Origin of the sequence: Bacillus sp. SN32, assembly GCF_002837495.1 — a bacterium.
Taxonomy (GTDB): Bacteria; Bacillota; Bacilli; order Bacillales; family Bacillaceae; genus Bacillus; species Bacillus subtilis.
Genome location: NZ_PJCT01000001.1, coordinates 1 through 17,869, shown reverse-complemented (window position 1 = coordinate 17,869; position 17,869 = coordinate 1). Strand labels below are relative to the sequence as shown.

Below are 17,869 nucleotides of genomic sequence, written 5' to 3'. Positions count from 1 at the left end.
CACTTGGATGATCTCAAGTGTTTTTTCCTTCTGCTCTATACGTATGTCAGGACAGGCCTTGTTTAGTCATGCCTGAAGCTTTTAGCAACTCAATTCCTTTTTCAATTTCCAGCTTTGCCTCTTCATCCTTCTCTTTTCCCAGCGCTTTTTCAAGCTCTTCCGCGTAGGCGGGGTCTCCGATTTTTCCGATTGCCCATGCGGCTGTCCCCCTGATGACAGGACGCGGATCCTTGTGCATCAGTTCCGTCAATTCAGGCAGTGCGGAAGCATCCTTAAAATGCGCAAGCGCGAGAATGGCGTTTCGCTGAATCGGTTTTTTCCCGCGCCAAGAACCTGAGACATGCCCGAATTTCTCCTTAAATTCCCGATTACCGATGGTCAAAAGAGGCTTCAATAACGGTTTGGCAATCTCAGGATCAGGCTCCATTTCCGGATGTAGATGAAAATCCTTCCCTTTATTGAGAGGGCATACCGTTTGGCACGTATCGCACCCGTACAGGCGGTTTCCGATTTTTGTCCGGAATTCATCAGGCAAAAATCCTTTTGTCTGGGTCAGAAAAGAGATGCAGCGCTGCGCATTAAGCTGCCCGGGATTAACCAGTGCTCCCGTCGGACAGGCGTCCAAACATTTCGTGCAGGACCCGCACATATCTTCAATCGGCACATCAGGCTCAAAAGGGATATTTGTGATCATTTCCGCCAAATACACATAAGAGCCATACTCGGGTGTTGTGATCATACAGTTTTTCGCACTGAATCCGATTCCGGCACGTTCCGCAACGGCGCGATCAGACAATTCACCTGTATCAACCATTGACTTCGTTCTGATATCCTCATGCTTGCTTTTTAGAAAATCCTCCAGCAGATCAAGCTTTTCCCTCAGCACATCATGATAGTCTTTTCCCCAGGAAGCTCTGCAAAAAATGCCCCTGCGCTCAGTTCTCGTGCTTCTCGGCGCATCCTTCATTCTGGAAGGATATGCGAGAGCAATTGCCACTATTGATTTCGCTTTCGGCAAAAGAAGCTTCGGCGTCACCCTTTTTTCGATATCTGGCTCTTCAAAGCCGGAGAGATAGCCGAGTGATTCTTGAAGAATCAAACGGTCTTTTAAACTGTCAAAAGTATCAGCGGTCGTAAAACCAATCTTGTCCACGCCAATGCTTTTCGCGTATTCAATTAATTCTTCTTTGAGCTGATAAACGTTCATGTTTTGCACAGCCTCCTTTCTTTGTGATAAAACGATACAGCGTTTATAATAGGTTGATATCACGTAACTGGAGTGAATGCTAGTGAATATCAAACTTGATTCTGTTATTACTGAACGTGCGGCCGGCTTACATGCAGCTGCTGTCATTTATGAGAATATCGAAGTCGGCTCCTCACCGCAAATGCTGAAAGGCAGACTCCGCCTGTTTCAAGAATCCTTGTTTTTCGACTATGCGGACGGCGGTATATCCGATGAATCCTTCGTCAAGGAATGGCAGGAACTCTTTAAACAGCTTAACCCTTCATTTGAGGGAGAAACAACCCCAATGGAGGACATGCTGGTCCCGATATCCAAGGAACAATTCATGGAAAGTAAAGATTCGGCCCATGACACAATCGATTTTTTCGCATTAAAATATTCTCTGCCTATTATGATTTATGATGCCGGAAAGCTTCATGAGCCGGTCCAAATCTCATTGGGAGAAAAAGAAAATATACTGCTTTTCTCTGATGAAAACGGCATTTTTGGCGATTTCAAAAACAGCGTCAACCACTATCCCGTTTCAAACGAGACTAAGAATATGCTGCAAATCATTTTTTTCCCGCCATCTATTGAGAAAAGCAGCGCTGTTAACCTCTTATCATCATTAACGAAAATGTTTGAACAAATTCACGGCGGCACCCATACAGTACATTGGCTTACGTAAAAGAACACGAATGTCGTGTTCTTTTTTACATAAAAAAACGCAATACTTCGTTTATCTGAGAAACGAAACACTGCGTTAATAACGTATGTATGGAGCGGGTGATGAGAATCGAACTCACGACATCAGCTTGGAAGGCTGAGGTTTTACCACTAAACTACACCCGCATTTGTGGTTGTCAGTAACAGTACCGCTCTGACTTTTTTTATATTACATGTTTATTTATTTTTCGTCAAGGGAATATAAAAATTTTGTCGAAAAAAAGTTATCTTTTTGTAAATTTGTTAAGTTTCATTTACATAATGTTAAGTATACTATACAATATAATCAATCGAGAAAGTGAAGGGGACAGACGTCATGATGAAAAATAAAGTAAAAGAGCTGAGGGCACGCTTCGGCTATTCTCAGGAAAAACTCGGAGAAACGGTCGGCGTCACAAGACAGACTGTGGCAGCGATTGAAAAAGGCGATTATGTTCCCTCACTGCTGTTAGCACTGAAAATCTGCAAAGCCTTCTCCATGAAAATGGAGGATGTCTTTTGGTTAGAGGAGGAAAACTAAGATGAGCATGAAAACAAAAGCAGCTTTTCACCTTGTATTATTTGGCCTTGCATGCTGGACGCTGATTTCATACTTTGAAGCCTCAGAAGGCATAGCATCTTTTTTCGGCACAAAGAGCGGCGGGATGGTATTTGAATTAAACCTCACCCCCTTTATTCTGTTTGTTGCGGCGTCTGCGGTTTATTTGTACTTACAGAAAAAAAGCCGCCCTGCCAGAAAGCAGCTTCTTCTGCCTGATGAGTTTGAAGAGCAGGATGAAAGAGAGCAGATGATGACGGCAAAAGCATGCCGCGCGTCATATATCGCTGTCTACTTCTCGCTGCCTGCCGCAGCCGTTCTTCTCATTTTTTATCCGCTTTTTCAATCGCGTATTCCGTTTTTCCCTATTATTATTGTGTTTATCATCATGATCATCCAGCACCTTTCCTACGTCATCTCTTTCAAGAAAAACGAAAAAAACTCCGGCGCGCTGTAATCGGCCGGAGTTTTTTCTTACCAGCTTGCTTTTTTCACACCGGGAATCTGGCCTTTATGGGCCAGCTCCCTGAAAGCGATTCTGGACATTTTAAACTTCCTCATATATGCTCTCGGGCGCCCCGTTACCATGCAGCGGTTGTGAAGCCTTCCCGGTGCTGAATCTCTTGGCAGCTTGCTGAGTGCCTCGTAATCTCCTTTTTCCTTCAACTCGCGTCTAATATCAGCGTATTGTTCAACAAGCTGTTGGCGTTTTAACTCTTTTGCCACTTTTGATTTTTTAGCCAAGTCACATAGCCTCCCTTTTAAATCGAAATTATTACGATTTAAAATGTATCATGCACCATTCAAAAAAGCAAGCATACCGCTTTGTAAAACAGACGGCCTGAAGCCGCCCATTCTAATGATGCAATTCCACATAATACAGTAACGCATCTTGATGCTTAATGAGCTCTTTTTTATGTTCAGAGGTGTGCATTGTCTCGTCAGTCCCTCTAATACTGCTGCCGATCAAAGCAGGCTTCTCGAAAGTAATCGGTTCCGGCGATGAAATATTCTGAGTCATTTCCCGTGTTGTGCTATCGTCGCGTTTCACCGATGAATCAGCCGCTATATTTCCCTGTTTATCCACAATGCCAAAATGAATGGTGGTATGTTTATTCTTTCCTGCCCCCTCTTCATTCTCAAAATAAACAAATTGTATGGTATCGGGTTTTTCCTCTGAATAATCTGCACTAGCCGGTCCTAACCTCTCAACAAGCTTTCCCTTTTGATAATGTTCGATGTACATGTCAGCTGAAGAAATACCTTCACCGATATTGACGGCTTCAGCAGTGAATGCCTGTGAAGCTGCAACATCCATTCTGTTTTTTTCAAGTTCTGATATGTCCGCCGCTTTGATTTCCATCTGTTTTGAATGTCCGCATGCTGACAGCATAGCTATGAGGCAAATGACTGCCGCGCTTCTCAATGTTTTCAGAAAAAAAGCCCCCTTTTTTTGAATATCATACCATGTTCGGGGACTGTATTTTAGTTAAACTCATGCATTTTTCTCTTTGACAAAATAAGTGTTTCCTACCGCTTCTCCCCTTTTGTTCTGAAGCTTTCTCGTCCGATCATTTTCAAACGGCAAAAGCGGAAATACAAGCTCTGCAAAATAATACGCTTCTTCTAAATGCGGATAGCCGGAGAATATAAACGATTCTATGCCGAGTGCCTGATACTCCGCTATCCGGTCGGCAATCGTCTGCGGATCACCGACAAGAGCTGTTCCTGCCCCTCCTCTGACCAGGCCGATCCCCGCCCACAGATTCGGGCTGATTTCAAGTTTCGTCCGATCGCCTTGATGAAGGACGGCCATCCGCTGCTGGCCTGAAGAGTCGTAACGGCTCAAAGCTGCCTGCGCTTTGGCAATGGTGTCATCATCCAAGTGGCTGATCAAGCGCTCTGCCGCTTCCCACGCCTCTCGTTCAGTTTCACGGGCAATGACATGCAACCTAATGCCAAATCGAACGGATCTCCCTTCTTTTGCCGCTTGCTTTTTGACTCTCTCTATCTTTTCTTTTACTTGTTCAGGCGGCTCACCCCATGTCAAGTATACGTCTGTATGCTTTGCGGCAGCTTCAATCCCAGCCTGTGACGAACCACCGAAATAGATGGGCGGATGCGGCTCTTGCTGCGGCGGGAAAAGCAGATTGCTGTTTTCCACTTTTATATGCTTTCCTTCATAGGAAACCGTTTCTCCCTGCAAAAGTCTCCGCCAAACGGTTAAAAATTCGTCTGTTGCTTCATAGCGCTCATCATGGCTGATAAACAGGCCATCGCCTGCCAGCTCATACGGATCGCCCCCAGCCACAACGTTGATCAGCAGCCGGCCGTCTGAAATGCGGTCTAGGGTTGATGTCATTCTGGCTGCCAGAGAAGGCTGCATTAAACCAGGTCTTACCGCGACTAAAAACTTTAAGTCCTTTGTTTCTCCTGCCAGCGCCGACGCTGTAAGCCACGGGTCCTCGCACGATCTTCCCGTTGGCAGAAGAACTCCTGTATATCCCAGCCTGTCTGCCGCCTGCGCGACTTGTTTAAAGTAAAGATGATCCGCAGTCCGTCCATCACTTTCAGATCCTAAATATCTCGCGTCTCCATGAGTCGGTATAAACCAAAGAATTTCCATATTCATCTCCCCTTTATATCTTTTATCCTTCGTAGCTGTTTCTCCACTTTAACAGCTTTCGTTCCAGCAGCCTGACGAAGGAATCCGTCAGCTTTCCAACCACTGCAAAAATGATAATCCCTGCAAAGACTTTATTCGTTTGTGAAAACTGTCTCGCATCCATGATCATATAGCCGACTCCCGAGCTTGAGCCCATCAGCTCTGCCACAACGAGCCCGAGCCATGCAATGCCGAGCGATAAGCGAATGCCTAGCAATATATTGGGCAGGGCTGCCGGCAATATCACTTTGGATATCTGCTGATGCCATTTAAATTCAAGCACCCGGGCGACTTCAAACAGCTTCGCGTCAACCCCGCGGATGCCGTTAAACGTATTGATATAGACAGGAAAGAAGGCACCGAGCGCAATCAGCAAAATTTTAGATACTTCGTCAAATCCGAACCATAAAATAAACAGCGGCGTGACGGCCAGATGAGGTACGGTTCTAAGCATTTGCAACGACGGATCAAGATACAGCTCCGTCCGTTTGGAGAATCCGGCCAAAATCCCGATCATCAATCCAAGCCCCGCGCCAAGCAAAAAACCAAGTGCCGCCCGATAAATGCTGATTTGCAGATGGCCGAACAGTTCGCCGGACAAAATAAGCTCCTTAAAGGTCAGAACAATCGTAACAGGTGTAGGCAGCACTGTAGCGGACACAACCCCCAGCCCGCCGATGACCTGCCAGATGGCAATGATGACAGCGGGCAGTAAAATCCCCTTCATCCAGCCGTATCTCTTCCTTCCGGGCTTTTTTCGCACCGCTTCCGCATTCGTTTTGGGCAGCGAGCCCGCAGCCTCTGCTTTCATCATTGATCACCTCCTGAGGAATGTTCCTTTAATGCTTTTTTGATAAAAGTGTTATCGACAACATCCTTCACATCAATCTTCTTATCTATCGCCTTTGTTCGAAATTGAAAATCTGCTGTTTCCTGCTGCGCTTTCACAATGTCGTCACTGATGACCTCATTCAGAGGTTCAGTATTTTTCAGCACATTTTCGACGACCTTTTTATCGAGATCTTTAATGTCAGAATACAAGTCCGCTGCTTCATCCAGATGTTCCTTTTGCCATACAACGGCTTTATTAAACACCTTCAGAAAACGGACCACTTCGTCTGGATGCTCTTCTGAAAACTTTGTTCTTACTAAAGTAAAACCCGGTGAATATAAATCTGTGCTTTCTCCGTTCACAAGGATTTTTGCTCCGTGTTTCATTGTTTCTAAGGACAAGTACGGCTCCCAAATGGACCAGGCATCAACAGATCCATTTTCAAATGCGGAAGCTGCTTCATCAGGCTGAAGCTGAATAATTGTCACATCGTTAGCTGACAACCCCACTTGATCAAGCGCTTTATACAAAAAATCAAACCCGCTGCTGCCTTTGGCGACTGCAATTTTCTTTCCCTTTAAGTCCTTAACGTCTTGAATGCCGCTGTTTTGATTGACAAGGATGCCGTTTGCTTTCAAACCGTCCTGAGACAAACCGATTTCTTTAAAGTCAATGCCTGCCGCCTGTCCAGCAATCACAGGCGAATTACCGACTTGAGAAAAATCAAGTTTGTCTGCCGCAAGGCCTTCAAATTGGGGCGGACCGCTTTGAAACTCCACCCATTTCACTTTGATGCCTTCTTTTTCAAATGCATCTTCGAACCAGCCTTTTTCCTTTGCGATCAAAAGCGGGCTTAAGCTTTGCTGAATACCAATACGAATTTCCTTCAATTGTTTGTGGTCACCGCTGGCTCCATTTGCTCCACAGCCTGCGAGCAGAAAAATAACGGCAACCAATACAATGAGTCCTTTTTTCATTTCCGCTTCCGCCCTTTCTATATCCCTGATCCTTCTGCGTACTCCAAATCTTCTGTTTTCTCGAATTCCGACAGCACTCTCTGTCTGATCGCCTGGAAATCCGGAGTCGTCCGGTTCCGCGGATACGTCAGGTGAATGGGCATCAGCTTATGGATTTTCCCCGGTTTGGCCTTAAGGATCGCAAGCTCATTTCCTAAATAAACAGATTCATCTATATCATGAGTCACGAGAATCATCGTTGTTTTTTTCCTCCTCCATATATCCAGCAGCACGTCCTGCAAGTGTTTTCTTGTAAATGCGTCGAGTGCACCAAACGGTTCATCTAAAAGCAGCACCTCAGGCTCCCGCAGAAGGGCCCGGGCGATGGCTACTCTTTGTGACATGCCGCCTGACAGCTCGCGCGGATATGCTTTTTCCGATCCTTTCAATCTGACAATCTCGATCAGTTCATTCACCTTTTGTTTGACTTTTGGGTCCTTCAAATTCAAGTCGGCGGCAATATTCTGCTCAACAGTCAGCCAAGGAAAGAGGCGGTGTTCCTGAAAAATAAATCCTTGCTGAATACCCGGAGCTGTTACGCTGCGGCCGTTAATTTCAACACTCCCGTCATATTCAGAATCAAGCCCTGCAATAATCTTTAACAGGGTGCTTTTTCCGCACCCGCTCGGTCCGATAAGCGTTAGAAATTCGCCTGGTGCGATTGATAATTCTATGTTCTCTAAGACCGTGTTTTTGCGGCCCTCTTGAACAAATGCCTTTTCTTTGATGCTGATGGTCACAGCCACTTTTATCCCTCTCTTTCTGCCAACCCCGCCTTCAAAAAAAACAAAAAGGCCCCCATCTCTGTTCTTGTAGAGATGAGAGCCTTCGGCGGTCCGATCAGCTGCCCAATTGTTTTTTTGTTTGAATAACATGTTAATTCAAATTATTCCGATATGTCAACTCTTTTTTAAATACGATTTTTGATATCCTTGTTTATCACTTACTCTGCTTATTTCGCAAATAGAGAAGAAAAAATTATTTCTTCAAAAATTACCAAGTACCATAAAAAGCTGTTCCAACAAGGTTTCTCCACACTTTCAATACTAGATATCGCTTAATAGAGATAACTATTTTATAATAATTATAAAATAATATTGACTTTTTACTTAGAGATGATATTATGTTCTTATAAATTCCAAGAGGTGATAACATGAGTTCAAATAAACTGACAACTAGCTGGGGCGCTCCGGTTGGAGATAATCAAAACTCAATGACTGCCGGTTCTCGCGGACCAACTTTAATTCAAGATGTACATCTACTCGAAAAATTGGCCCATTTCAACCGAGAACGTGTTCCTGAACGTGTTGTTCACGCCAAAGGAGCAGGCGCACACGGATATTTTGAAGTGACAAACGACGTAACAAAATACACGAAAGCCGCTTTCCTTTCTGAAGTCGGCAAACGCACACCGTTGTTCATCCGTTTCTCAACAGTTGCCGGTGAACTTGGCTCTGCTGACACAGTTCGCGACCCGCGCGGATTTGCTGTTAAATTTTATACTGAAGAAGGAAACTACGACATCGTCGGCAACAATACGCCTGTATTCTTTATCCGCGATGCGATTAAGTTCCCTGATTTCATCCATACACAAAAAAGAGATCCTAAAACACACCTGAAAAACCCTACGGCTGTATGGGATTTCTGGTCACTTTCACCAGAGTCACTTCACCAAGTGACAATCCTGATGTCTGACCGCGGAATTCCTGCAACACTTCGCCACATGCACGGCTTCGGAAGCCATACATTCAAATGGACAAATGCCGAAGGCGAAGGCGTATGGATTAAATATCACTTTAAAACGGAACAAGGCGTGAAAAACCTTGATGTCAATACGGCAGCAAAAATTGCTGGTGAAAACCCTGATTACCATACAGAAGACCTTTTCAATGCAATCGAAAACGGTGATTATCCTGCATGGAAACTATATGTGCAAATCATGCCTTTAGAAGATGCAAACACGTATCGTTTCGATCCGTTTGATGTCACAAAAGTTTGGTCTCAAAAAGACTACCCGTTAATCGAGGTCGGACGCATGGTTCTAGACAGGAATCCGGAAAACTACTTTGCAGAGGTAGAACAAGCGACATTTTCACCTGGAACACTCGTGCCTGGTATTGATGTTTCACCGGATAAAATGCTTCAAGGCCGACTGTTTGCTTATCATGATGCACACCGCTACCGTGTCGGTGCAAACCATCAAGCGCTGCCAATCAACCGCGCACGCAACAAAGTAAACAATTATCAGCGTGATGGACAAATGCGTTTTGACGATAACGGCGGCGGATCTGTGTATTACGAGCCTAACAGCTTCGGCGGTCCAAAAGAGTCACCTGAGGATAAGCAAGCAGCATATCCGGTACAAGGTATCGCTGACAGCGTAAGCTACGATCACAACGATCACTACACTCAAGCCGGTGATCTGTATCGTTTAATGAGTGAAGATGAACGTACCCGCCTTGTTGAAAATATCGTTAATGCTATGAAGCCGGTAGAAAAAGAAGAAATCAAGCTTCGTCAAATCGAGCACTTCTACAAAGCGGATCCTGAATACGGAAAACGCGTGGCAGAAGGCCTTGGATTGCCGATTAAAAAAGATGCTTAATGTAGAAATGCAAAAACCCGCTGTAATCAGCGGGTTTTTTTATATTTAGTTACACATTGCGTATGCTTCTCATCAATCTTCATATAAATTTCTTCCATGAGCTCCGCGCTGTTTATAATCTCTCGTTTGTTTTTTTCAATCAGCAGCTCAAGCGGCAAAATCTGATTCCCGTAGGTTTTTCGCTTCCTGAATCGTTTTCTCCCCTTTTCTTTTTTGACTCCCATCAATAATCCCTCCTTTTTCATACAAAAAAGGCCCTTATCTAAACGATAAGAGCCTTCGGTGTTCCGATCAGCGCGATAAATTTGAAAAATTTGTACTGACCATGTTAATTCATACAATACCGACCTGTCAACTATTTTTTGAGGGTGTTGACACTGTATCAGATTGCATCCCCGCTTTTTCCTTATACACTCTTTTCCCCTGACGCATAAGCTAGAGAAACTAGAATACGAGAGAAAGAGATGTGGGAGTGTGGAAAAAACAAAATTGACCGGACGTATCGTGACACGGGATGATCCGGACTATAACGAAGCAAGAACCAATATTAACCTAAGCTTAGAAAGGTATCCTGACATCATTGTGTTTTGCCAAAACAAACAGGATGCACTCAATGCGCTGAAATGGGCGCGTGAAAACCGTGTGCCTTTCCGTATTAGAGGCGGCAGACACAGCTATGAGAACTTTTCCCTTTTAAATAACGGTCTTGTTATTGATTTAAGCGAAATGAAAAAAATAACTGTGAATCAGGATAAAAAGCTGGCCTATATTGAAGCGGGGGCTGAATTGGGAGAAGTCTATCGGACACTCTGGCAATACGGCCTGACGCTTCCCGCAGGCACCATTGCTAATGTAGGGCTCACAGGTTTAACTCTCGGAGGGGGAATTGGACTTTTAACAAGGGCTGCCGGCCTTACTTGCGACAGCCTCGTGCAGCTTGAGATGATCGTAGCAGACGAAAAAGAGGGCGCTGATCTGATTACAGTCAGCTGTTCAAATCATCCAGACTTATTTTGGGCGTCTCAGGGAGGCGGAGGAGGCAATTTCGGCATAGTCACCTCCATGACATTTAAAGCAGTGCCCATCTCTCAAGTGTCGATTTTTTCTATAACATGGGGATGGGATGATTTTGAGGAAGTATTTAACACGTGGCAGCACTGGGCCCCGTATACAGATGACCGGCTTACATCATCAATAGAGTTTTGGCCTAAAGAAGTAAACCGCATAGAAGCCCTCGGCCAATTTGTCGGGCCAAAAACAGAGTTAAAAAAACTGTTAAAGCCTTTATTGAAAGCAGGAAGCCCAACAAGCGGAATGGTAAAAACAATGCCGTTCATCGAAGCGGTAACCTTTTTTAACAGCCCGGGAGGCAATCAGCCTCAAAAAATGAAACGCTCCGGCTCTTTCATTGAAAAGCCATTATCAGAACGTGCGATTTCAACAATAAAACACTTTTTAGAGCACGCTCCGAATCAAAACGCCAGTGTCTGGCAGCAAGCACTCGGCGGGGCAGCCGGACGGATCGCTCCCGACCAAACGGCATTTTATTATCGTGATGCAATCATCGCCCAGGAATACTTAACAAACTGGACATCCCCTGGAGAAAAAAGACAAAACGTCCGCTGGATTGAGGGGCTGAGAACGTCCCTTTCGAGAGAAACGATGGGAGACTACGTAAATTGGCCAGATATCGAAATCAGAAACTGGCCAAGAACATATTACGGCGAAAACGTTGAACGACTCCGCCGTGTCAAAACGAAATATGATCCCGAAAATGTATTCCGTTTTGAACAGAGCATTCCGCCGCTTCGACGCTCTCTGTTTTTCTAAAAAAATGAAGATGGAGCATTCTCCATCTTCATCTTTTTTATTGATATAAATTGCTTCCCGTCTCAACAAACTCTTTTGCTTTTTCTTTTAATCCTTTATTTATGGCTTCTGCTTCACTGAGATCGTTTTTCTTCGCATAATCCCGAATATCCTGTGAAATTCTCATGCTGCAAAATTTCGGACCGCACATGGAACAAAAGTGAGCGGTTTTTGCTCCTTCAGCAGGCAGGGTTTCATCATGGTATTCAAGGGCTCTCTCCGGATCAAGAGATAAATTAAACTGATCCCGCCAGCGGAATTCAAAACGGGCTTTCGATAACGCATCATCCCGGATTTGCGCTCCGGGATGCCCTTTTGCAAGGTCCGCAGCGTGCGCAGCGATCTTATATGTAATGACTCCTTCACGAACATCATCACGGTTTGGCAGCCCCAAATGCTCCTTCGGCGTTACATAACAAAGCATTGCTGTCCCATACCAACCGATCATCGCCGCTCCGATCGCTGAAGTAATATGGTCATATCCCGGAGCAATATCCGTTGTCAACGGCCCCAATGTGTAAAAAGGCGCTTCTTTACAAATGTCCATTTGTTTATCGACGTTCTCTTTGATTTTATGCATCGGAACATGTCCAGGACCCTCAATCATCACCTGAACATCATGCTTCCAGGCAATTTGCGTCAGCTCTCCAAGCGTCTCTAATTCAGCAAACTGCGCTTCGTCATTGGCATCAGCAATTGATCCGGGACGCAAACCATCCCCAAGAGAGAAAGCAATATCATACGTTTTCATAATCTCACAGATTTCTTCAAAATGTGTGTATAAAAAGCTTTCTTGATGATGAGCCAGACACCACTGCGCCATAATCGCTCCCCCGCGTGACACAATACCAGTTGTCCGTTTGGCAGTCAGCGGTACATACCTAAGCAAAACACCCGCGTGAATCGTAAAATAATCCACTCCCTGCTCTGCCTGCTCGATTAGCGTATCACGATAAATCTCCCACGTTAAATCCTCCGCTACGCCGTTTACTTTTTCAAGCGCCTGATAAATCGGAACAGTTCCCACAGGCACGGGGCAATTGCGGATAATCCATTCACGCGTCGTATGAATATCTTTTCCGGTAGAGAGATCCATCATTGTATCTGCTCCCCAGCGGATGGCCCACGTCATTTTTTCCACTTCTTCTTCAATGGATGACGTAACCGCTGAATTCCCGATATTCGCATTAATCTTCACATGAAAATTCCGGCCGATAATCATTGGCTCACTTTCAGGGTGATTAATGTTTGAAGGAATAATCGCCCGGCCGCTGGCTACCTCGTCTCTGACGAATTCAGGAGACACATGCTCACGAATGGCGATAAATTCCATCTCAGGTGTAATGATCCCCTTTTTTGCATAGTGCATTTGAGTGACATTTTGACCTGCCTTCGCCCTCAGCGGTTTCCGCTTTAATCCTGGGTAGCTTACGTTTGGATTTGCTTTTTTATAACCGTTATCTTCTGGTTTTATAGCCCGACCTTCATACTCTTCCACGTCACCGCGCTCTGTGATCCATTTTTGGCGGAGCGGCTTTAATCCTTCTTGAATATTAATGGTTACTTCAGGGTCCGTATACGGTCCGCTTGTATCATAGACACGCACAGGCGCGTTTTCCTCTTCGCCGAACGATCCCGTCGTCGGACTCAATGCAATCTCCCTCATCGGCACTTGGATGTCCGAAGAAGAACCCTCCACGTATACCTTCTTGCTGCCTGAAAAACTTGACATAATGGAAATGTTGGCTTGCTGCACTGAATTGTTTTGCATTACTTTTCCTTCCCCTCTCTACGTTTGAAAGGACAAAATCAAGCCCATAACCAGCACAAAAAACCGGATTCATATAAATGAACCCGGTTACAGTCAGAAAGAAACATATTATTGCCCAGCACGACAATAACAAAAACAATTCCTCTACTTCCCCACGCTGGTACGAACCAGATCAGGTCCAAAGGGTTAAGAAGCTTACCTTCTCTCTCAGCCCGAAAGCGGGCACCCCCAGTAACTATTGATTTCGCACTCATCTTATCATAAAATCAATCTGAAAAAAAGAGGAATATAGATAATATTCAGCCAATTTCACCCTAAATATTTGGCCGGCAACGGGATTTCAGCTATTTCATGTTCAGCCATCATCACCCGATATGCCTTTGCACCCGACCTTGAACTCACAGTCTGAAACAGCTGATCATTTATGAAATGGAGAGCAGCCCCATCATCCGCTGCATAGCCACTGCATAAGAACTTGTTAGATATCAGCTGGTGGTATGCCGGTCTCCGATCCTTTTCCCCGTCATAATGGGGACAAAAGCTCCCTTGCAAAAAACCTAAACTTTTCAAACTTGTCAGCGGTCCGGCTGAATCTGTCACCCCTTCTTCAAACCAGCAGATCGCACCGGCACTTAATCCAGCTACAACCACACCGTTCTTCCATGCTTCCCTGAGAATATGATCCAGCCCCCACTCTTTCCATAACACAAGTAAATTCCGCGTATTTCCACCGCCAACATAAATCACGTCCATTTCCATAACAAAAGAAGCTAAATCTGTTGATGACGGCTTAAACAAAGATAAGTGAGACAGCACACAATCCAATGTTTGAAATGCATGATAAAACCGCTGAATATAGTTTTGGGAATCTCCGCTCGCCGTCGGCAAAAAACAAATACGAGGCTGCTCTCGTTTTGATTGATTGAGGATATATTGATCGAGGGACAAATTATCCGGCTCCATCGAAAAACCCCCGCCCCCCATCGCAATAATCTGCTTCATCATCACACCCCCCAACAAAATTTGTTGCTTATTATAGCATTTTGTATAGAAGCAAGAAACAAAGTCAAATACTTTCTTATCAGGAGCTGCTAAAAAACAAAGGAGGTGGTTTCCCATTGAACAAAGTCTTTGTCCCAAAGATATTCTTGATTTGTTAACAACAATAAAAACCAGCATTAACAAATACACTGTCGCAATAACAGAAGCCGAAAATCCCCACATCAGAAGAGCATTGCATGATCAATTAGAAACAACTGTTTATCTCCATGATGAACTGTCAGATCTTCTGTTAGAAAAGGGGTGGCTCGGGTGAGCAATTACGCTTTTATCTTGCAGTAAAGACCACAAAAAGAGACGGGATCTCAAAGATGAGATGCCGTCTCTTTTTTATTGCTCCACTCTTCTTAAAGCCTCGTTTACCGTTTCTTTTATAAACGCGTCTTCACCGCTTAATCGGTCTAAACTGAGATCACAGTTTCTCAGCCTTTCGGAAATACTGTTTATATCCTCCTCTACTGTGATTTGCAGCTCACCGGCCAAAAACATTCTGTGTAATTCATCTGCAACCAAACTTTCTTTATTCACTTCCATCCACTCCTTTATTTTCAATATTATTCTTAGTCTGTCCCTAGGCCGAGACGAATAATAGGAAAAAAGTATGGATCGAATGAATCTTTTTTCCTCCTTCTTACGTATATCTGTTGAGAAAAAAGAAAAAGGGGAAGATCTAACATGTCACTTTTTAAGAAGCTTGCGGCAAGTGCCGGAATTGGAGCAGCAAAAGTTGATACTATTTTAGAGAAAGACGCATATTTTCCTGGAGAAGAAGTACAGGGAACGATACATGTCAAAGGCGGAAAAATCGCTCAGGACATCCGTTATATCGATTTACAGCTTATTACACGGTATGTCATTGTAAAAGACGATGAAGAGCACCGGAAATACGCTACAATTCATTCTTTCCGGGTCACTGGTTCATTTACCATTCAGCCTGGTGAAGAGCATCAATTTCCGTTCACATTCACTCTGCCTCTAGATACGCCGATCACTGTAGGGAAAGTAGAGGTTGCCGTGGTGACAGACCTTGACATTCAAGGCGGTATCGATAAATCCGATCATGACCGCATTTTCGTTGAAGCGCACCCTTGGATTGAAAATGTGCTTGAAGCAATCGAAAACCTGGGCTTCCGTCTTAACGAAGCAGACTGCGAACAAGCGCCCTACTTCCAGCGTCGTCTTCCGTTCGTTCAGGAATTCGAATTCGTTCCGACTTCCGGATATTATCGTCAGATGCTTGATGAATTAGAGCTCATTTTCCTTTTAGACGAAGACGGTTTGGAAATCATTTTCGAAGTCGACCGCAGAGCAAGAGGACTCCGAGGGTGGCTGGAAGAGATGTATAATGACGGAGAACAGCTTGTACGCGTCCGTTTCAGCCAATCAGAGCTTGAAGATACAGAAGAGCTAGAAGAGGTGCTAGAAGAGATCCTAGACCAATACGCTGAGTAAGTATAAAAAGGAGCCGAGGCTCCTTTTCTTTAATAAAAAATAAAAACCCGTTTCTGTTAAGAAACGGGTTTTTCAGTATACCGGTGGTCGGGGTCGAACCGACACTCCAGAAGGAACACGATTTTGAGTCGTGCGCGTCTGCCAATTCCGCCACACCGGCAAGTTTTACGTCGTATCTAACCGACGAATATAAATATATCATGGATCTCATAAAGTGTCAACGTATTTCAAAAAAGTTTTTTTGGAAATATAAAATAAAAGTGTTGAGAGACTAGTTCAACAGCCGCTTTATAATAGGCCTCGGAACTTAGCTTGTTATGATAAATCAAAGCATTAAAAAATGATCTACTTATGTAGATCATTAATATGATTAGTTATAATGATAAAACACAAACACCAATTCAACTTACCATGTAAGTAAAATTGGTGCCGAGGGCCGGACTTGAACCGGCACGGTAGTCACCTACCGCAGGATTTTAAGTCCTGTGTGTCTGCCAATTCCACCACCCCGGCAATAAGAAGGCGACACCCGGATTCGAACCGGGGATAAAGGTTTTGCAGACCTCTGCCTTACCACTTGGCTATGCCGCCGTAATTGGAGCGGAAGACGGGATTCGAACCCGCGACCCCCACCTTGGCAAGGTGATGTTCTACCACTGAACTACTTCCGCATTTTTAATGGACTTAATACACTATATGCAGTTGATATAAAAAGTTAGACTGGGCTAGCTGGATTCGAACCAACGCATGACGGAGTCAAAGTCCGTTGCCTTACCGCTTGGCTATAGCCCAATGATAATATGGGGCGATTGATGGGAATCGAACCCACGAGTGCCAGAGCCACAATCTGGTGCGTTAACCACTTCGCCACAACCGCCATAATCTCAAGATGTCATAAATTTGGCAGGGGCAGTAGGAATCGAACCCACACCGGAGGTTTTGGAGACCTCTGTTCTACCGTTAAACTATGCCCCTATAAATGGTGGAGGGGGGCAGATTCGAACTGCCGAACCCTGAGGGAGCGGATTTACAGTCCGCCGCGTTTAGCCACTTCGCTACCCCTCCACATTAAATTTTGAAAAAACAGTGCCGGCAAGAGGACTTGAACCCCCAACCTACTGATTACAAGTCAGTTGCTCTACCAATTGAGCTACACCGGCATAGGTGGTGGCTCGGGACGGAATCGAACCGCCGACACACGGATTTTCAGTCCGTTGCTCTACCAACTGAGCTACCGAGCCTAAGTATTTAAATGGCGGTCCGGACGGGACTCGAACCCGCGACCTCCTGCGTGACAGGCAGGCATTCTAACCAACTGAACTACCGGACCATTTTAAAATTTGGTTGCGGGGGCAGGATTTGAACCTGCGACCTTCGGGTTATGAGCCCGACGAGCTACCGAACTGCTCCACCCCGCGATGATATAATGGTGGAGGATGACGGGCTCGAACCGCCGACCCTCTGCTTGTAAGGCAGATGCTCTCCCAGCTGAGCTAATCCTCCATCATATAATGACCCGTACGGGATTCGAACCCGTGTTACCGCCGTGAAAGGGCGGTGTCTTAACCGCTTGACCAACGGGCCCAGACTTTCAATTGTAATTATGTATAAGTATCAGTGGCGGAGAGCAAGGGATTCGAACCCTTGAGACGGAGTTGACCGCCTACACGATTTCCAATCGTGCTCCTTCGACCACTCGGACAGCTCTCCAATAATGGCTCCGCAGGTAGGATTCGAACCTACGACCGATCGGTTAACAGCCGATAGCTCTACCACTGAGCTACTGCGGAATGAAGTCTGCCTGGCGATGTCCTACTCTCACAGGGGGAAACCCCCGACTACCATCGGCGCTGAAGAGCTTAACTTCCGTGTTCGGCATGGGAACGGGTGTGACCTCTTCGCCATCATCACCAGACAATTTCAGTGACATTTAACATTATACTATGTATTCTTGAGAAAATCAAGTGTTTTTTGAAAAAACTTATTCTCTCAAAACTAGATAACAGGTGTGACATCATTCAAAAATATGGTTAAGTCCTCGATCGATTAGTATCTGTCAGCTCCATGTGTCGCCACACTTCCACCTCAGACCTATCAACCTGATCATCTTT

At 45.0% G+C, this 17,869-nt stretch carries 17 protein-coding genes, 17 tRNA genes, 2 rRNA genes, 1 pseudogene and 1 riboswitch; of the genes and pseudogenes, 7 read left to right on the top strand and 30 right to left on the bottom strand.

What is annotated here, in order from left to right; translation table 11 throughout:
- Nucleotides 1–46: 46 nt before the first annotated feature.
- The gene (queG, locus tag CW370_RS00185; protein WP_024573216.1) at nt 47–1,207 is read right to left on the bottom strand and encodes a tRNA epoxyqueuosine(34) reductase QueG; all 1,161 of its coding nucleotides are present in this window, start codon (nt 1,205–1,207) and stop codon (nt 47–49) included.
- Nucleotides 1,208–1,289: 82 nt separating this feature from the next.
- Here queG and CW370_RS00180 point away from each other — a divergent pair, with 82 nt between their 5' ends.
- Nucleotides 1,290–1,913, top strand: coding sequence for a B3/B4 domain-containing protein (locus CW370_RS00180; RefSeq protein ID WP_024573217.1), 624 nt, complete (start codon nt 1,290–1,292; stop codon nt 1,911–1,913).
- 90 nt (nt 1,914–2,003) lie between these two features.
- Here the strand turns inward: CW370_RS00180 and CW370_RS00175 are convergent.
- A tRNA-Gly gene (locus tag CW370_RS00175) sits at nt 2,004–2,077 on the bottom strand.
- Between the two features lie 193 nt (nt 2,078–2,270).
- Between CW370_RS00175 and CW370_RS00170 the strand changes: the two genes are divergently transcribed.
- Nucleotides 2,271–2,471 (top strand): helix-turn-helix transcriptional regulator, encoded by a 201-nt coding sequence (locus CW370_RS00170; RefSeq protein ID WP_009966860.1) that lies wholly within the window; start codon nt 2,271–2,273, stop codon nt 2,469–2,471.
- Nucleotide 2,472: 1 nt separating this feature from the next.
- A complete protein-coding gene (locus tag CW370_RS00165; RefSeq protein WP_014476230.1) occupies nt 2,473–2,946 on the top strand; it encodes a membrane protein in 474 nt (157 codons plus the stop codon).
- Nucleotides 2,947–2,963: 17 nt separating this feature from the next.
- On the opposite strand, the gene rpsN is transcribed toward CW370_RS00165, so the two are convergent.
- The 6 genes from rpsN to CW370_RS00135 form a co-directional block, all read right to left on the bottom strand.
- Nucleotides 2,964–3,233, bottom strand: coding sequence for a 30S ribosomal protein S14 (gene rpsN, locus CW370_RS00160; protein ID WP_024573218.1), 270 nt, complete (start codon nt 3,231–3,233; stop codon nt 2,964–2,966).
- 112 nt (nt 3,234–3,345) lie between these two features.
- Nucleotides 3,346–3,882: a hypothetical protein gene (locus CW370_RS00155; RefSeq protein ID WP_029878548.1), complete on the bottom strand. Its 537-nt coding sequence runs from the start codon at nt 3,880–3,882 to the stop codon at nt 3,346–3,348.
- Nucleotides 3,883–3,984: 102 nt separating this feature from the next.
- Nucleotides 3,985–5,115 (bottom strand): FMNH2-dependent alkanesulfonate monooxygenase, encoded by a 1,131-nt coding sequence (gene ssuD, locus CW370_RS00150; RefSeq protein ID WP_101169432.1) that lies wholly within the window; start codon nt 5,113–5,115, stop codon nt 3,985–3,987.
- A 22-nt stretch (nt 5,116–5,137) separates the two neighbouring features.
- Nucleotides 5,138–5,968, bottom strand: coding sequence for an ABC transporter permease (locus CW370_RS00145; protein WP_080263052.1), 831 nt, complete (start codon nt 5,966–5,968; stop codon nt 5,138–5,140).
- Entirely contained in the window at nt 5,965–6,963 is a 999-nt protein-coding gene (locus tag CW370_RS00140) for an aliphatic sulfonate ABC transporter substrate-binding protein (protein ID WP_024572624.1), read from the bottom strand. The genes CW370_RS00145 and CW370_RS00140 overlap by 4 nt, the downstream gene beginning before the upstream one ends.
- A 17-nt stretch (nt 6,964–6,980) precedes the next feature.
- Nucleotides 6,981–7,748, bottom strand: a complete 768-nt coding sequence (locus CW370_RS00135) for an ABC transporter ATP-binding protein (RefSeq protein ID WP_024572625.1) — start codon at nt 7,746–7,748, stop codon at nt 6,981–6,983.
- Nucleotides 7,749–8,155: 407 nt separating this feature from the next.
- Between CW370_RS00135 and katA the strand changes: the two genes are divergently transcribed.
- A complete protein-coding gene (gene katA / locus CW370_RS00130) occupies nt 8,156–9,607 on the top strand; it encodes a catalase KatA (RefSeq protein ID WP_014476225.1) in 1,452 nt (483 codons plus the stop codon).
- Between the two features lie 26 nt (nt 9,608–9,633).
- On the opposite strand, the gene senS is transcribed toward katA, so the two are convergent.
- Nucleotides 9,634–9,831 carry a transcriptional regulator SenS gene (gene senS, locus CW370_RS00125; RefSeq protein ID WP_003245192.1) on the bottom strand — a complete coding sequence of 66 codons (198 nt, stop codon included), beginning with the start codon at nt 9,829–9,831 and terminating at the stop codon, nt 9,634–9,636.
- Between the two features lie 250 nt (nt 9,832–10,081).
- On the opposite strand from senS, the gene CW370_RS00120 reads away from it, so the two are divergent.
- The gene (locus CW370_RS00120) at nt 10,082–11,437 is read left to right on the top strand and encodes an FAD-binding oxidoreductase (protein ID WP_024572626.1); all 1,356 of its coding nucleotides are present in this window, start codon (nt 10,082–10,084) and stop codon (nt 11,435–11,437) included.
- A 37-nt stretch (nt 11,438–11,474) separates the two neighbouring features.
- On the opposite strand, the gene thiC is transcribed toward CW370_RS00120, so the two are convergent.
- Together thiC and CW370_RS00110 are read right to left on the bottom strand one after the other, a co-directional pair.
- A complete protein-coding gene (thiC, locus tag CW370_RS00115) occupies nt 11,475–13,247 on the bottom strand; it encodes a phosphomethylpyrimidine synthase ThiC (RefSeq protein WP_024572627.1) in 1,773 nt (590 codons plus the stop codon).
- Between the two features lie 132 nt (nt 13,248–13,379).
- Nucleotides 13,380–13,487, bottom strand: a riboswitch (TPP riboswitch).
- A 69-nt stretch (nt 13,488–13,556) separates the two neighbouring features.
- On the bottom strand, nt 13,557–14,249 hold the full coding sequence (locus tag CW370_RS00110; RefSeq protein ID WP_024572628.1) for a Type 1 glutamine amidotransferase-like domain-containing protein: 693 nt from the start codon (nt 14,247–14,249) through the stop codon (nt 13,557–13,559).
- Between the two features lie 41 nt (nt 14,250–14,290).
- Here CW370_RS00110 and CW370_RS21440 point away from each other — a divergent pair.
- Nucleotides 14,291–14,562: pseudogene (locus tag CW370_RS21440) on the top strand (spore coat protein).
- A gap of 74 nt (nt 14,563–14,636) precedes the next feature.
- On the opposite strand, the gene CW370_RS00100 reads toward CW370_RS21440, so the two are convergent.
- Complete coding sequence (locus tag CW370_RS00100) at nt 14,637–14,840, bottom strand: hypothetical protein (RefSeq protein WP_024572630.1); 204 nt, start codon at nt 14,838–14,840, stop codon at nt 14,637–14,639.
- A gap of 141 nt (nt 14,841–14,981) precedes the next feature.
- On the opposite strand from CW370_RS00100, the gene spo0M reads away from it, so the two are divergent.
- A complete protein-coding gene (gene spo0M / locus CW370_RS00095) occupies nt 14,982–15,758 on the top strand; it encodes a sporulation control protein Spo0M (protein WP_024572631.1) in 777 nt (258 codons plus the stop codon).
- Between the two features lie 78 nt (nt 15,759–15,836).
- On the opposite strand, the gene CW370_RS00090 is transcribed toward spo0M, so the two are convergent.
- The 18 genes from CW370_RS00090 to CW370_RS00005 form a co-directional block, all read right to left on the bottom strand.
- Nucleotides 15,837–15,918: transfer RNA gene (locus CW370_RS00090), tRNA-Leu, on the bottom strand.
- Nucleotides 15,919–16,182: 264 nt separating this feature from the next.
- Nucleotides 16,183–16,271 (bottom strand) — tRNA-Leu (locus CW370_RS00085).
- A gap of 7 nt (nt 16,272–16,278) precedes the next feature.
- Nucleotides 16,279–16,349 (bottom strand) — tRNA-Cys (locus CW370_RS00080).
- Between the two features lie 5 nt (nt 16,350–16,354).
- Nucleotides 16,355–16,429 (bottom strand) — tRNA-Gly (locus CW370_RS00075).
- 49 nt (nt 16,430–16,478) lie between these two features.
- Nucleotides 16,479–16,550: transfer RNA gene (locus CW370_RS00070), tRNA-Gln, on the bottom strand.
- Between the two features lie 9 nt (nt 16,551–16,559).
- Nucleotides 16,560–16,635: transfer RNA gene (locus CW370_RS00065), tRNA-His, on the bottom strand.
- A 24-nt stretch (nt 16,636–16,659) separates the two neighbouring features.
- Nucleotides 16,660–16,733 (bottom strand) — tRNA-Trp (locus CW370_RS00060).
- 5 nt (nt 16,734–16,738) lie between these two features.
- Nucleotides 16,739–16,823 (bottom strand) — tRNA-Tyr (locus tag CW370_RS00055).
- Nucleotides 16,824–16,845: 22 nt separating this feature from the next.
- Nucleotides 16,846–16,918, bottom strand: a tRNA-Thr gene (locus CW370_RS00050).
- 5 nt (nt 16,919–16,923) lie between these two features.
- Nucleotides 16,924–16,999: transfer RNA gene (locus CW370_RS00045), tRNA-Phe, on the bottom strand.
- A 12-nt stretch (nt 17,000–17,011) separates the two neighbouring features.
- Nucleotides 17,012–17,088, bottom strand: a tRNA-Asp gene (locus CW370_RS00040).
- A gap of 11 nt (nt 17,089–17,099) precedes the next feature.
- A tRNA-Met gene (locus CW370_RS00035) sits at nt 17,100–17,176 on the bottom strand.
- Nucleotides 17,177–17,185: 9 nt separating this feature from the next.
- Nucleotides 17,186–17,261: transfer RNA gene (locus CW370_RS00030), tRNA-Val, on the bottom strand.
- Between the two features lie 9 nt (nt 17,262–17,270).
- Nucleotides 17,271–17,342, bottom strand: a tRNA-Glu gene (locus tag CW370_RS00025).
- A 34-nt stretch (nt 17,343–17,376) separates the two neighbouring features.
- Nucleotides 17,377–17,468, bottom strand: a tRNA-Ser gene (locus CW370_RS00020).
- 5 nt (nt 17,469–17,473) lie between these two features.
- Nucleotides 17,474–17,548: transfer RNA gene (locus CW370_RS00015), tRNA-Asn, on the bottom strand.
- A gap of 9 nt (nt 17,549–17,557) precedes the next feature.
- A 5S ribosomal RNA gene (rrf, locus tag CW370_RS00010) occupies nt 17,558–17,673 on the bottom strand.
- A 111-nt stretch (nt 17,674–17,784) separates the two neighbouring features.
- A 23S ribosomal RNA gene (locus CW370_RS00005) occupies nt 17,785–17,869 on the bottom strand; the annotation flags it as partial.

What these genes read in the sequence shown, in the direction of transcription:
- queG (WP_024573216.1), bottom strand. Translation starts at nt 1,207, where the DNA reads ATGAACGTTTATCAGCTCAAAGAAGAATTAATTGAATACGCGAAAAGC.
- CW370_RS00170 (WP_009966860.1), top strand. Translation starts at nt 2,271, where the DNA reads ATGAAAAATAAAGTAAAAGAGCTGAGGGCACGCTTCGGCTATTCTCAG.
- CW370_RS00165 (WP_014476230.1), top strand. Translation starts at nt 2,473, where the DNA reads ATGAGCATGAAAACAAAAGCAGCTTTTCACCTTGTATTATTTGGCCTT.
- CW370_RS00155 (WP_029878548.1), bottom strand. Translation starts at nt 3,882, where the DNA reads ATGCTGTCAGCATGCGGACATTCAAAACAGATGGAAATCAAAGCGGCG.
- ssuD (WP_101169432.1), bottom strand. Translation starts at nt 5,115, where the DNA reads ATGGAAATTCTTTGGTTTATACCGACTCATGGAGACGCGAGATATTTA.
- CW370_RS00145 (WP_080263052.1), bottom strand. Translation starts at nt 5,968, where the DNA reads ATGATGAAAGCAGAGGCTGCGGGCTCGCTGCCCAAAACGAATGCGGAA.
- CW370_RS00140 (WP_024572624.1), bottom strand. Translation starts at nt 6,963, where the DNA reads ATGAAAAAAGGACTCATTGTATTGGTTGCCGTTATTTTTCTGCTCGCA.
- katA (WP_014476225.1), top strand. Translation starts at nt 8,156, where the DNA reads ATGAGTTCAAATAAACTGACAACTAGCTGGGGCGCTCCGGTTGGAGAT.
- senS (WP_003245192.1), bottom strand. Translation starts at nt 9,831, where the DNA reads ATGGGAGTCAAAAAAGAAAAGGGGAGAAAACGATTCAGGAAGCGAAAA.
- thiC (WP_024572627.1), bottom strand. Translation starts at nt 13,247, where the DNA reads ATGCAAAACAATTCAGTGCAGCAAGCCAACATTTCCATTATGTCAAGT.
- CW370_RS00110 (WP_024572628.1), bottom strand. Translation starts at nt 14,249, where the DNA reads ATGAAGCAGATTATTGCGATGGGGGGCGGGGGTTTTTCGATGGAGCCG.
- CW370_RS00100 (WP_024572630.1), bottom strand. Translation starts at nt 14,840, where the DNA reads ATGGAAGTGAATAAAGAAAGTTTGGTTGCAGATGAATTACACAGAATG.
- spo0M (WP_024572631.1), top strand. Translation starts at nt 14,982, where the DNA reads ATGTCACTTTTTAAGAAGCTTGCGGCAAGTGCCGGAATTGGAGCAGCA.